12 protein-coding genes and 1 pseudogene are annotated in these 12,269 nt (G+C 41.9%); 8 read left to right on the top strand and 5 right to left on the bottom strand.

The genetic code is table 11. From position 1 onward, the window contains the following. Positions 1 to 3: 3 nt before the first annotated feature. A pseudogene (locus tag DFO73_RS21400) lies at positions 4 to 967 on the top strand (pseudouridine-5'-phosphate glycosidase). A 79-nt stretch (positions 968 to 1,046) separates the two neighbouring features. On the opposite strand, the gene DFO73_RS21395 reads toward DFO73_RS21400, so the two are convergent. Continuing rightward, complete coding sequence (locus DFO73_RS21395; RefSeq protein ID WP_110066725.1) at positions 1,047 to 1,388, bottom strand: helix-turn-helix domain-containing protein; 342 nt, start codon at positions 1,386 to 1,388, stop codon at positions 1,047 to 1,049. A 229-nt stretch (positions 1,389 to 1,617) separates the two neighbouring features. After that, positions 1,618 to 2,676 (bottom strand): tRNA 2-selenouridine(34) synthase MnmH, encoded by a 1,059-nt coding sequence (gene mnmH, locus DFO73_RS21390; RefSeq protein WP_110066724.1) that lies wholly within the window; start codon positions 2,674 to 2,676, stop codon positions 1,618 to 1,620. A gap of 238 nt (positions 2,677 to 2,914) precedes the next feature. On the opposite strand from mnmH, the gene DFO73_RS21385 reads away from it, so the two are divergent. From DFO73_RS21385 to DFO73_RS21365, 5 genes are all read left to right on the top strand, one after another. Continuing rightward, the gene (locus tag DFO73_RS21385) at positions 2,915 to 3,337 is read left to right on the top strand and encodes an FAD-dependent monooxygenase (RefSeq protein ID WP_258309677.1); all 423 of its coding nucleotides are present in this window, start codon (positions 2,915 to 2,917) and stop codon (positions 3,335 to 3,337) included. Between the two features lie 17 nt (positions 3,338 to 3,354). Continuing rightward, on the top strand, positions 3,355 to 4,344 hold the full coding sequence (locus tag DFO73_RS21380) for a class I SAM-dependent methyltransferase (RefSeq protein WP_110066723.1): 990 nt from the start codon (positions 3,355 to 3,357) through the stop codon (positions 4,342 to 4,344). A gap of 72 nt (positions 4,345 to 4,416) precedes the next feature. Beyond that, complete coding sequence (treR, locus tag DFO73_RS21375) at positions 4,417 to 5,142, top strand: trehalose operon repressor (protein WP_110066722.1); 726 nt, start codon at positions 4,417 to 4,419, stop codon at positions 5,140 to 5,142. Positions 5,143 to 5,235: 93 nt separating this feature from the next. Then, positions 5,236 to 5,748, top strand: coding sequence for a type 1 glutamine amidotransferase domain-containing protein (locus DFO73_RS21370; protein ID WP_110066721.1), 513 nt, complete (start codon positions 5,236 to 5,238; stop codon positions 5,746 to 5,748). Positions 5,749 to 5,903: 155 nt separating this feature from the next. Next, positions 5,904 to 6,896: an HD-GYP domain-containing protein gene (locus DFO73_RS21365; RefSeq protein WP_110066720.1), complete on the top strand. Its 993-nt coding sequence runs from the start codon at positions 5,904 to 5,906 to the stop codon at positions 6,894 to 6,896. 39 nt (positions 6,897 to 6,935) lie between these two features. Here the strand turns inward: DFO73_RS21365 and DFO73_RS21360 are convergent, their stop codons facing one another. Then, positions 6,936 to 7,166 (bottom strand): DUF1128 domain-containing protein, encoded by a 231-nt coding sequence (locus tag DFO73_RS21360; RefSeq protein WP_035326433.1) that lies wholly within the window; start codon positions 7,164 to 7,166, stop codon positions 6,936 to 6,938. Between the two features lie 493 nt (positions 7,167 to 7,659). Between DFO73_RS21360 and DFO73_RS21355 the strand changes: the two genes are divergently transcribed. Together DFO73_RS21355 and DFO73_RS21350 are read left to right on the top strand one after the other, a co-directional pair. Further along, positions 7,660 to 8,040 carry a YtxH domain-containing protein gene (locus DFO73_RS21355; protein WP_110066719.1) on the top strand — a complete coding sequence of 127 codons (381 nt, stop codon included), beginning with the start codon at positions 7,660 to 7,662 and terminating at the stop codon, positions 8,038 to 8,040. A 19-nt stretch (positions 8,041 to 8,059) separates the two neighbouring features. Further along, positions 8,060 to 8,884 carry a YihY/virulence factor BrkB family protein gene (locus DFO73_RS21350; RefSeq protein WP_110066718.1) on the top strand — a complete coding sequence of 275 codons (825 nt, stop codon included), beginning with the start codon at positions 8,060 to 8,062 and terminating at the stop codon, positions 8,882 to 8,884. A 265-nt stretch (positions 8,885 to 9,149) separates the two neighbouring features. Here the strand turns inward: DFO73_RS21350 and DFO73_RS21345 are convergent, their stop codons facing one another. Beyond that, positions 9,150 to 11,072, bottom strand: a complete 1,923-nt coding sequence (locus tag DFO73_RS21345) for a heavy metal translocating P-type ATPase (RefSeq protein WP_110066717.1) — start codon at positions 11,070 to 11,072, stop codon at positions 9,150 to 9,152. Positions 11,073 to 11,365: 293 nt separating this feature from the next. Then, a complete protein-coding gene (locus DFO73_RS21340; protein ID WP_110066716.1) occupies positions 11,366 to 12,184 on the bottom strand; it encodes a DUF4362 domain-containing protein in 819 nt (272 codons plus the stop codon). Positions 12,185 to 12,269 lie beyond the last annotated feature (85 nt).

Below are 12,269 nucleotides of genomic sequence, written 5' to 3'. Positions count from 1 at the left end.
ATCATGTTAGAAAAATGGCTGGAGTACTCTGAAGAAGTTTTGTAAGCAAAGAAAGCAAATAAACCGGTTGTTGCATTGGAATCAACGATTATTTCACATGGTATGCCATACCCGCAGAATGTCCAGACGCAAAAGAAGGTGAAGAAATTACTCGTAAAAATGGGGCAGTCCCTGCAACCATTGGATTTTAAATGGGGAAATTAAGATTGGCCTATCTGATGAGGAGCTGGTGTTTCTGGCCCAAAGCGAGGAAGTAGAAAAGTCGAGCAGACGTGACCTGCCTTATTTGGTTGCAAAGAAGAAAAATGGAGCAACAACAGTAGCGGGCTACGATGATCTGTGCACAGCTGGCAGGCATTGAAGTCTTTGTGACAGGCGGAATTGGCGGAGTACACCGCGAGGCAGAAACCACCATGGACATTTCAGACGACCTTCAGGAACTTGCCCAAACCAATGTTGCTGTTGTCTGTGCAGGTGCAAAATCAATCTTGGATATAGGATTAACTCTTGAATACTTGGAAACGCATGGTGTCCCGGTTGTTGGATTTGAAACCGATGTATTGCCTGCATTCTATACACGTACTAGCCCGTTTAACGTGAATTACCGAGTGGACATTGCAGAGGAAGCATCTGAAATGATCCGGACTAAATGGGAGCTTGGCCTTAAAGGCGGAGTTGTCATTGCAAATCCGATTCCTGAACAAGATGCGCTTGAAGAGGCATTTATCACAGGGGTTATTGAAACGGCATTGCAAGAAGCAAAAGATAATGGCATGAGCGGTAAAAAAGTAACCCCGTTTTTGCTTGGGAAGGTAAAGGAGCTTACAGAAGGCATAAGCTTGACGGCGAACATTGCATTGGTGAAGCATATGCTGAAGTGGGATCTAAAATTGCAATCAGTTTGAACAATAAAAAAAAGGGAAGCCAGGCTTTATCTGCAAATGATGGGCTTGGCTTTTTAATTTAAAGCAGCATAAGCCGCCCTTTCTGTTCAAAAGATTACATAGGAGGACTTTGCAGGGGTGTTATTCAATAAACTGAAGCTATTATTCTTTCTCTTCATTCATTTTCTTGAACTTAATAAACTCTAAATAATAGGAAAAGTCTTCTTTTGTTATCCCCTGCCGTATAGCCTCCCTCACTAGGCTGACCCATTCCTCATCAAGGGTTGTTAGGTCTGCTGTCATATCTTTATTTTCTTCCAATAAATCCTCGAGATTGGCATCAAGAGTTTTGGCTATTCTGGATAGTACCTGCACCGAGGGGTTCTTTTGGATGCCTCTTTCAATGTAGCTTAGGTATGACTTTGAAACCTCGGCTTTATCAGAGAGCTCATTAATAGAAAAGCCTCTTTTGATCCTCAAACTTTTAATGCGTCTACCTATCATAGGCATAATGCTCCTTATGAGATAATATATTTGCCTATTATAACGAACAATTTGTTCAATAAAAAGTAAGAAATAGCGAGATAAACGAAGGGATTAAATATGGCTATTTTGATAGTTTTATAAATTTGGCTGTATCAAAGCTCGATGTTGATTTGGGCACTTTGTTGATTGGAGCGGAAATCAACAGGCAAATTTAACAGAGCCCAAAATGCTAAAAAATGCTCCGCCGTCACAGGACGGGAGCATTTTGTGTTTCAATGATCTTGATGACGGCTTCAGCTGCTGCTTCAACATCATCAGCATTTACATGGTGGAATTGACCTTCATAATCATGCTGCTTAAATGCATAGCGAGGGTCATAATAGTGTTCCAATAAAAGCTTGATCAGCAGTTCGTAGTTTTCTTTTTCGACTGCTTCATCAAGCTGGGTGCGAATTTCAGGATCTTTGAGCCTTTTTTTGATAAATACAAGGCTTTCACTGACTTTTGGTTTGAACCATTCTTCCTGTTTGTAGGGCTCAACATAATCCCTGAAAATACGCTGAACACGGGACTCCATACCAGCGAACATATCGATGTGGATGCCGGTTTTCTTCGTATCCAGCAGTTCATCTGGCTGAACAACCTTGCCGATTCGCTTGCTTTCTGCTTCCATAATGATATATGGCGATCCCTTAACCTCTGAAAGTGCTTGATACAGCAGCGCGTCAAAGGTTTTTTGGGTGCTGCCGTCACCCATTCCAAAGGAGCCGAAGATCGAGCCGCGGTGTCCCGCCATTTCTTCAAGGTCTATGACAGGAAAACCTCTTTCGTTTAAAACCTTCAGTACATCCGTTTTTCCCACGCCAGTCATGCCGTGCAGAACAACTGATTGATTAGGAATTAACCCAGCTGTATTTTCAAGAATGTATTGCCTGTAGGCCCTGTATCCCCCTACTAAACGAGGGAAAGAGACTCCTGCATATGTTAAAAAGGTGGCTACAGATTTACTGCGCATGCCGCCGCGCCAGCAGTATATAACAGGCTGATAGCCTTCATTTTTCAGATCCCGAATTTTCCCGAGCATGGATGGAATTTTGGGTGAAACCATCTCCATCGCTCTCCATTTAGCAGCATCAGAACCCTCTTTTTTATAAAGAGTACCAATTTCCACACGTTCTTCATTGGTGAAAAGCGGTACATTCACAGCTCCTGGAATACTGCACTCCTCAAACTCAATTGGAGACCTTACATCAACCGGAACTGCCTTATCCATTTGAATATATTGTTCGACTGTTATTTCTCTCATAGAAATGCCTCCAAGTTTAATGCTATATAGATTGTCCTAAATGGAACAAAAATTTAGTTTGTATAATTCTATTCTATCTATTATACAAGAATTTGAAAATATAGGTGCCTCTCTTAATCATACTCCTTTTTTCATGCGAACGGTCTATTAAAATTTTCCAAACACTGTAATATCAGCATATCCATTGGTTTTGCTTTTTAAAAAGGAGGATAAATAAAGGGCAAAGGTGGTGCGAAGTATGTCCCTGAATACGGAGGTAGCTGTTGTCGGCGGCGGGATTGGCGGATTGACGCTTGGGCTGAAGCTTGCCAGGTCGAAGATCGATGTATTGGTAATTGAAAAGCTTGAAGCGCCGTCTTCCATTTATAAAGGAGAGCTCCTGCAGCCGAAGAGTATGCAAATTTTCGAACGGCTTGATGTTCTGAATGAGATTCGAGGTAATGGTTTTTCTTTTTCCAGGATTGGTTTTGAGGAGGGAGAGAACGAGTTTTCCATGGATTATAGCATATTGCCGGGAGACTTTGATTATGCCGTTATGATCGAGCATGAAAAGCTGAAAGGAATTCTTCTCAAACAGGCACTGCAATATCCGAACTTTCAGTACCTATCCGGTGCTATTGGAAAAGGCTACTGTGAAGACGACTATCCTTGGAAATGCTGAAAGAAGGTTGAACAACGATGATAAAAGAATATGTCCGTTTACTGAAAGCAAGGAATTGGATGAAAAAACACCAGCCGTTTCTGTATAGCTGGCATGCTTATGTAGGCTTCGAACTTGATCTTTTTTCGCAGTTTCGGAAATGGAGGACAGTTAAGGAAGTAGCATCAAGCAAGAATCTGCAGGAGGAGCTGCTTTTAAGATGGGTAGAGGTTGGACTGGCCATCCGCCATTTAAAAAAGAAAGGGGAGGACAAAATTAAAACAGCGTCCAAATTCAGTCTGCCTTCCACACCGAAAAACCCAAGGTCTACAGGGATCATCCTTAAAGAAATGATGGAACTGCATATCCCGACATTGCTTTCATATCCGGAGCTGCTCCGTTCAAATAAACGAAATACCTTTGATCATGAAGAGCACGGGCCAACTGTTGCGAGAACCTCAACACTCCTTGAGCAGCTTGCCCTGCCCCGGCTTTTAAAAACGATCCGAAAAAATAAGATCAAGCACATTATCGACATTGGCTGTGGAGAAGGAGGCTATTTAACCAGGATCAGCGTAAAGTTTCCCAATGTTGATTTGACAGGGATAGAGATTAATAAAGAGGTCGCAGAATCGGCCCGAAGTAATTGCCGGGACTTTAAAAATATTAACATCATCAACTCCAATGTCCATGATTATATGCCTGAAGGTAAAGCAGATTTGATTATGGCCAACAATCTGCTTCACTATATCGAACCCCAGGATCGCAAGCAGCTATTATCTCGTTTGAAAAGCTGGCTCAGCCGAAATGGTTCAATCACGATCATCACTCCTATTCTCCACTCAAAAAAAGGAGAAGCCTTTTCAAGTGTTTTCAATAGCTTCTTCTCCGCGTTTGAAAATCTATATCCGACCCCGGCTGAGGAGGTTATCGTCAATATGGCGAAAGAATTAAATTTGAAAATAAAAACCTATAAGCCCGTTGTAACAGAAGGCGGCTGGTATTTTATACAGCTGTCTAACAAGTAAATGAAGGTCTACAGGATACAGTTCTGAAAAAATGGTAGAATGGGGATAAAACTGGACTAAACGGTGATAAAAATGAGAAATAAATACTTGGTAATTTATGAGGAACTTGCCCAGCATATTCAGGAGGGCAAGTATCCCGCCAGATCCATTCTGCCTTCAGAGAATGAATTGACTGAGATGTATTCAACTTCAAGGGAAACCATTCGCAAGGCTTTGAATTTGCTTGCCCAAAACGGATATATCCAGAAAATCCGCGGCAAAGGCTCGATGGTTCTTGATTTAAAAAAGCTGCAGTTCCCCATTTCGGGCCTGGTCAGCTTTAAGGAGCTTGCCGGAAAAATGGGCCAGCGGGCAGAAACGATTGTAGACAGTTTTTCCTTAACTCAGCCAGATTCTGAGACGATGAATCATCTTCAAATTGAAAAAAGTGAAAAAGTGTGGAAAGTCTTCCGTGTCAGAAAAATAGAAGATGAAAGAATCATATTGGACAAAGATTTTTTAATTGAAAAATATGTGCCCCGCTTAACTGAGGAAGTATGCCAAAGCTCTATCTTTGCCTATATTGAAGGAGAGTTAGGGAAAAAAATCAGTTTTGCAAAAAAGGAATTTACAGTGGAGGAACCGACTGCAGAGGATCGGAAGCTCCTGGATATGGAAGGCTTCCATGCGATTGTCGTTGTGAAAAATTATATTTATTTTGATGACGCAACACTCTTCCAATACACGGAATCCAGGCATAGGCCGGACAAATTCAGGTTTGTTGATTTTGCGAGAAGAATGGACAGCCAGGTGTTTTAAAACTTCTCCTGAAATATGCAATCTAACGTTTAAGCCCGTCCGATAAGGGAAATCTCCTTATGTGAAGATTTTTTTCAAAGGAGAGGATTACCTATGAGTAAAAAAATCGCTTGCTTAATGACGAATATGTTTGAAGATGCAGAATATACAGAGCCTGCCCAATCATTTAAAGAAGCAGGCCATGAAGTGGTAACGATTGAGAAGAAAAAGGGGAAAACTGTAAAAGGGAAGCAAGGAGAAGCAGCTGTCGAAATCGATGAGAGCATCGATAACGTAAACCCGCAGGACTTTGATGCGTTATTCCTGCCAGGCGGGTTCTCACCAGACCAGCTTCGTGCAGATGACCGTTTCGTACAGTTTGCTAAATCGTTCATGGACGATAAGAAGCCGGTTTTTGCCATCTGTCACGGGCCGCAGCTGCTCCTTACAGCAAAGACGCTTGAAGGCCGCGACGCTACAGGTTACAAGTCCATTAAAGTCGATATGGAATACGCCGGCGCAAACTATCAGGACACAGAAGTAGTCGTTTGCCAGAACCAGCTGGTCACAAGCCGCCAGCCGGACGATATCCCTGCCTTTACCCGCGAAGCGCTTAAATTATTATAGCTTAAATTTTCAAAACCCTCTGCCGAAAGTGGCAGGGGGTTTTTAGTGATTGGGTAAACAAGAATATATTTCGGTGTTTTCAGTAAATTATCCTGAAAATCAAATGACAGCTTATCCTTGTATTTGTATACTTAAGGAAAATGGAGGTGGTGAAAATGAGACTGATTAGCATAGATGAATACAATCATAATTTAATGCAGCTGGCCAAGCCGATTTATGACAAGCAGAGGCGTGTCCTCCTTGCTGCAGGCCGTTCGATCCACCCGGTATATTTGGGCAGGCTGAAGGAAATGGATATCCGGTATTTATTTGTGGAAGATGCTGAGTCTTCCGGAATCACAATAGATGAAATGGTTGACTTTCCAACATGGATCGATGCAATTGAAACGGTGCAGAGAGCTTTCCAGGCTGCGGCAAATAAGGAGGAGTTTCCGGTCCGCGAAGTGCAGAAGCTGGCCTTGAAGCTTGCAGAAGAAGTTGGAAGGCGCAAAGCGATTGTCCTGGTTCCTGCTTCGACGCTGGCTGAGGAACTAAGGGACTTTGCCCATGCGGTCAACACGGCTTTGCTGTCTCTAAAGCTTGCGAAAAAAAGACAGGTTTCGCAGAGGCAAATTCGGGATCTTGCTGTAGGTGCCCTGCTTCATGATATCGGAAAAGCAATCGCAGAAAACGGAGAAGACCATGCCAAGGAAGGATTTGAGTTTCTTCGAAAAAGACGTGAAATCAGTCTTCTTTCAGCCCATATGTCTTATCAGCATCATGAGCATGCAGATGGAAGCGGCAGTCCCCGGGGGTTGGAGGGCAGCCAAATCCATGAATTTGCTCAAATTTGCGGAATTTCCAATATGTATGATAATTTAATTTCCAAAGATGGAATGCCTCCTCATGAAGCAATGGAATACATGATGGCGAAAAGCGGCACGGTATTTACCATTGAGTTGGTTAAACAGTTTGTCCAGGAAGTTCCATCCTATATCCCTGGGAGCAAGGTTCTTTTAAATAATGGCAGGAAAGCAATTGTAACGAAAATCCTTAAGAGCCTGCAGCGTCCATTTATCCGATATTTGGATACAGGCGTGGAGATTTCATTGGCTGAACACCATACTTTATTGATATCGGGGATCATTGAGGGAGAAGGACTTTATTAGCATCCAGTAAAAAAGCAGCCAAAACTGGCTGCTTTCAATTTATTTATTTTTTCTAAGATTGCCGAGCTCTTCTACCAATGCCTGCATTTCATTTGGGCTGAAGGAATCTTTTTTCATAACAAGATCGTAGATGTCTTTTAATTCTTCATACATTTCCTCATCAAAATGGGATGGCTTGATAGCCCCTAGATTTAGAACCTTTAACTTTTCTTTAATTGCTTCAATCATGAACTCAACATTTTCAACCGATTTTTCCGATAAATTATTCATGCCGGACATCCTCTCATTGTTATGTATTTGAAGAAGCAGTAACTGTAAGGTCACGGGTCTCCGCTTTTCAATTGTCTAGCTACAGGCGCCATCGGCTCGAGGTCATAAGTTTGTCTAGTTTCGGCTCCAAGGGACTCGAAACATAAGCCAATCCCTTTCAGAAGAAAGAACACTTTCTTACAGGGCTCGTCTTATGCTTGAGGCCCGCAGGATGCGGGTCATGCAGACGTTGCCACAGGACGTGGCGTTTTTAGTCTGCGTCCTTAAGCGGGCGCCTTCCGCTTTTCTTTTCATCTTTCCATGTTCTTAAAAAAATGTCAACTGAATTAAGGGTTGCATCTGCAATGGAAATTAGTAGAAAATATAGGAGAGACGGATTGTACATAATACAAACGATACCAATATGCGGAACAGAAAGGTTTCGTTATTTTAAAAAAAGGGAAAAAATGAATTAAATTTTCATATAATAAATTTGCCAAAGGAGAAATAAAATATGGGGAAATCATTGTTTTGGAAAGGTGTATTTTATGGGGCACTTGCAGGAGGAGCATTGAGCATGCTGGATAAGACAACAAGAGAAACCGTTGTCTATAACTGCAAAAAAACGTCCAGTGATGTAGGTTATTATTTAAAGCATCCAAATGAAGCCGTTACCCAGGTGAAGGAAGTATCGAATAAAGTCAAGACAGCAATTGAGCAAGTGAGTGAGGATGTGGCTTTTATTACTGGGACTGTTGAGGAGTTAAAGGAGATGGCTCCAGAAGTAACAGAAATCGTCCAAAATACCAAACAGGCATTTAGCGATATAAAGCCGAAGGGATCAAGCGGAACGCCACAGGAATCTGCTGGTGAGACGGTTCGGGCTCCGCATTAAACTCAAGCGAGGTGTTGGAATGGGACGAGCTTTTTCGACTCTGATTCCAAACTTATGGAGGAGAATAGAGGAAGATGATGTGCTGGGTCTTGCCGCCCAATTGGCTTATTTTTTCCTTCTCTCTCTCTTTCCTTTATTAATATTTTTAGTGACATTGCTTCCGTATTTGCCGATTACAACAGAAGACATATTAAATGTTATTCGGGATTTTGCCCCGGGCGAAACGATGAAGCTGATTGAAACAAATATCTATGAAATTACGCAGAAAAATGGAAAATTGCTTTCCTTTGGGATCATCGCAACCATTTGGTCTGCTTCCAATGGCATTAATGCGGTAGTAAGGGCTTTTAATAAGGCATATGACGTAAAAGAAAGCCGCCCGTTTCTAATTGCAAGAGGAATGGCCATATTGCTGACCTTTGCCATGATTTTTGTGTTTGTGCTGGCTTTGCTTCTGCCTGTATTCGGCAAGCAAATCGGACTGTTTTTATTTTCAGAATTTGGGTTATCCGGCCAATTCCTGGCAATATGGAATATGCTGCGCTGGCTGGTCAGTCCAATCATCCTTTTTATTGTGTTTACTGGCCTTTATTGGATTGCGCCCAATAAAAAGCTGACCTGTATAAGCGCGGTGCCGGGAGCGCTTTTTGCCACAGTTGGCTGGGTGCTGTCTTCGCTTGCTTTTTCCTACTATGTCAGCAGTTTTGGCAATTTTTCCGCTACTTACGGTAGCATAGGGGCCATCATTGTCCTGATGATCTGGTTTTACATATCGGGAATTATCATCATTCTCGGCGGGGAAATCAATGCCATCAATACTAAATTCAAAAAAGAAGATTGCTGAAAAAATTCCTGCAGTTTCCTTCTTAAAAAAGCGTCTATAGTTACACAATATAGATGGGGGAATTCATCTTTTAAGGAGGGCTTATCATGACAAAACATACGAAAAAAGACGGCGGCACGAAGCAAAAAGGGAAGAATAAACCAAAACAAAAAACATCCGGTTCTGCTAACGGGCAAAACGGTTATCATTAATAAGCAAATAGGTACTTGTATAAGTACTGTCCAACTTCAAAAAAGCCTGGGAGTTTGAGTTCCCAGGCTTTTTCTTATGACCTTAACAGTCTCAAGCTGTTTAAAATAACCAATATTGTGGATCCTTCGTGTCCGATAACACCATAAGGCAAATCAAGAATCTGCAGGAAATTGGATGCAATCAAAAACATGATGACGGTAATGGAAAAGATGACATTTTGCTTTATAATTCGATTCATGCGGCGTGATAGGTCAATGGCCTCCGCAATTTTAGGCAGATCATTTTTCATTAGAACAACATCAGCAGTTTCCAATGCAACATCGGTTCCTTCACCCATGGCAATCCCTACATTGGCAGTTGCCAGGGCAGGGGCATCGTTAATTCCATCTCCGACCATTGCTACATTAATGTACTTTTCCTTCAGTTTTTTAAGATGCTCAACTTTATTTTCAGGTAGACATTCAGCGATATGATCATTTACATGGCTTTCACTGGCAATGGCTGTAGCAGTTGTTTGGCTGTCCCCTGTCAGCATAATGGTGTAAATGCCCTGCTTTTTAAGCTGGTCAAGGGCCTGCTTTGTTTCATCGCGGACCACATCCTTCAAGGAGATAAGGCCTACAACTTCATCATTTACTTGAATAAAAACGACTGTTTTCCCCTCGCTTGCCATTCGGTCTGCAGCACCGTCTGCAAATGCCTTCGCTTCCGTTTTTCCAACAAAGGCTGCCTTGCCTATTTTCCATTCATCATGACCAACAGTGGCCTTGACGCCAAAGCCAGTTACATCTTCAATGCTTTCCGGGTGAACAAGCGGTACGGAAAGATTTTCTTTGGCATATTTGACAATTGCATTCGCAAGAGGGTGGTTGGAGTGGCTTTCAATGGAAGCTGCCTTCAGCAGCATATCATCTTTAGCAAGGCCCTGTTTGACCACGACATCTGTTACTTCCGGCTTCCCTTTTGTCAGAGTCCCGGTTTTATCAAAAGCAATCGCTTTTAGGTGGCTTAAGTTTTCGAGATGCACGCCGCCTTTAAAAAGGATTCCGTGCCTGGCACCATTTGAAATTGCCGATAAAGTTGCCGGCATGATGGATGCGACAAGGGCACATGGCGAAGCAACTACCAGCAGGATCATTGCCCTGTAAAAGGTCTCTGTCCAGCTCCATCCTAAAAGGAAATGAGGTACAAACATCATTAGTACAACAACGGCCAAAACAATTTTTACGTATGTGCCCTCAAACTTTTCAATAAAAAGCTGGGAAGGAGACTTCTCACTCTGTGCAGATTGTACAAGCTCAATGATTTTTTGAAAAAGCGTTTCATTATTCGGTTTGGTTATTTCAACTGTAATCGAACCGTTCAAGTTAACTGTACCCGCAAATACCGGCTCGTCAGCAGTCTTGGAAACAGGGAGTGATTCCCCGGTAATGGCAGCTTCATCCAGGGAAGAATACCCCTTTACAATTGTTCCATCAGACGGAACCCTTTCACCGGGCTTAACCAAAATCTGATCCCCAATGGCCAGCTCTGAAACATGGACGCGTTCCTCGGTTCCGCCAGTAATTCTTAACGCCTCTTCCGGCTGCAATTCCATAAGAGATGAAATTTCCTTGTGGCTTTTATTCATTGTGTACGTTTCCAAAGCGCCACTAACCGCGAAAATGAAAATTAAAATGGCACCTTCTGTCCAGTAGCCGATAATAGCTGATCCAATTGCTGCAAATATCATCAGCATTTCAACATTCAGTTCTTTATTCTCAATCGTTTCCTCGATGCCTTCTTTCGCCTTGGCAAAACCGCCAATGATAAAGGCCATCAAATAGGTGAAAATGGATGCAGTTGTCAGGTCGCTGCGGTCCAATAGCCAGCCTGCAAGGATTAGTACACCGCTGAAAAGAGCTGCAATTAGTTCGGCATGGGGTTTTATTTTTTCCAAGAAATTTTCATCAGGTGTATTGCTGCTTTTTAGTAAAGCCTTTGCTTCCATACTCATGGTTTCTCCTCCTAAAATGAGTTGTGTTTATATAAATTCCAATTTTTCTCCGGTTGTCTGTATAATGATTCTTCTCAATCACCTTATTGAGAAGAATAATCACATTCAATACCCCTAAAAAACGACGAAAGCTGCCACCATGGAGGTGACAGCAGTAAAACCGGTCATATGAGATAATGCAATTAGCATTATGCAAATATTGTATTCTATTTATCTTTATTTTACTATATAACCTATGAATTGAAAAGGTAAACAGTCCATTAGAATTGTGACAAATGCTTGATTTTTATTCATTACCCTTTAGAGAGGGGGAGCGCTTTGTAGGTTTCATTTTGCTTAAGGATTTCAAGGACTTGGTCTTTCATAGCCGACATTTTTTTGCCATCCGGGCTTTTGTCGCATTCGGTCCATTCAAAATGACGTTCCCCGCTATTTATCCAGACGGTTAGTTCGTAGCTTTCATATGGTTTTTGATTACAGGAGTCTGATAAATTTACTTCACTCAAATAGTTTGCAAAAATCATTGCTTTGTATATTCTGTTTAACTCTTCTTCAGAAAACTGAAAATCGCTGACAGTCACCATTTCCCCATTTTGCAGATCCTTTACAAGCTCCTGATTTTTTGTATTGATTTCGTTCTTTTTGCCAACGCCATACTTCAAGTGGAACTCAAAGCGGTCCTGAGCGGTGCTGTCATGCTCTACATAAATGATTTCCTCCTGGATCCCGCTGCAGCTGAGATTATAGTATGTTTCTGTATTGGTTTCTGTTTTGGCGATATTTTGGCAAGTTTTTTTAGTTATGCTGCCAGAGCCGTATTGGTCTCTGGTCGTGTCGTGTTGATATTGAATGATTTCCCTATTATAATCCAAGTCTGTCAGAATGGGCTCCCCTTCAATTGTATATTGGACAATGCGCACTTTAGCCTTTTTCTGCTTGTCAACTTGTTCAATAAATCGATCAAGTTCTTCTAAATGTTCAATGCTTCCATGAGAATCAATTACATCTTTTGGTTGTGGATCATAGTTGTCTGCAGATGGGTTAACGCCATTGGCCGGTGAGCAGCCAGCCAGTAAAAAAGAAGATAATAAAAATGCCGTAATATACTTCATCCCATTCACCTCATTCCATTAGACGGAAGGAGAGGATAAATGTTACAAATGAACTATTATCGCTAACATGAGGATTTTGTGTATA

This window comes from Cytobacillus oceanisediminis (assembly GCF_003182355.1).
In the GTDB taxonomy this organism is placed as follows: domain Bacteria; phylum Bacillota; class Bacilli; order Bacillales; family Cytobacillaceae; genus Cytobacillus; species Cytobacillus oceanisediminis_A.
Note: the sequence above shows the minus strand (reverse complement) of the source record. Positions and strands in the feature narration are given on the sequence as shown.

Bases quoted from the DNA above. Each gene is read 5' to 3' on its own strand.
- DFO73_RS21340 (WP_110066716.1), bottom strand. From the start codon at position 12,184: ATGAAGTATATTACGGCATTTTTATTATCTTCTTTTTTACTGGCTGGC.
- treR (WP_110066722.1), top strand. From the start codon at position 4,417: ATGAGAAATAAATACTTGGTAATTTATGAGGAACTTGCCCAGCATATT.
- DFO73_RS21365 (WP_110066720.1), top strand. From the start codon at position 5,904: ATGAGACTGATTAGCATAGATGAATACAATCATAATTTAATGCAGCTG.
- DFO73_RS21360 (WP_035326433.1), bottom strand. From the start codon at position 7,166: ATGAATAATTTATCGGAAAAATCGGTTGAAAATGTTGAGTTCATGATT.
- DFO73_RS21385 (WP_258309677.1), top strand. From the start codon at position 2,915: ATGTCCCTGAATACGGAGGTAGCTGTTGTCGGCGGCGGGATTGGCGGA.
- DFO73_RS21355 (WP_110066719.1), top strand. From the start codon at position 7,660: ATGGGGAAATCATTGTTTTGGAAAGGTGTATTTTATGGGGCACTTGCA.
- DFO73_RS21345 (WP_110066717.1), bottom strand. From the start codon at position 11,072: ATGAGTATGGAAGCAAAGGCTTTACTAAAAAGCAGCAATACACCTGAT.
- DFO73_RS21395 (WP_110066725.1), bottom strand. From the start codon at position 1,388: ATGATAGGTAGACGCATTAAAAGTTTGAGGATCAAAAGAGGCTTTTCT.
- DFO73_RS21350 (WP_110066718.1), top strand. From the start codon at position 8,060: ATGGGACGAGCTTTTTCGACTCTGATTCCAAACTTATGGAGGAGAATA.
- mnmH (WP_110066724.1), bottom strand. From the start codon at position 2,676: ATGAGAGAAATAACAGTCGAACAATATATTCAAATGGATAAGGCAGTT.
- DFO73_RS21370 (WP_110066721.1), top strand. From the start codon at position 5,236: ATGAGTAAAAAAATCGCTTGCTTAATGACGAATATGTTTGAAGATGCA.
- DFO73_RS21380 (WP_110066723.1), top strand. From the start codon at position 3,355: ATGATAAAAGAATATGTCCGTTTACTGAAAGCAAGGAATTGGATGAAA.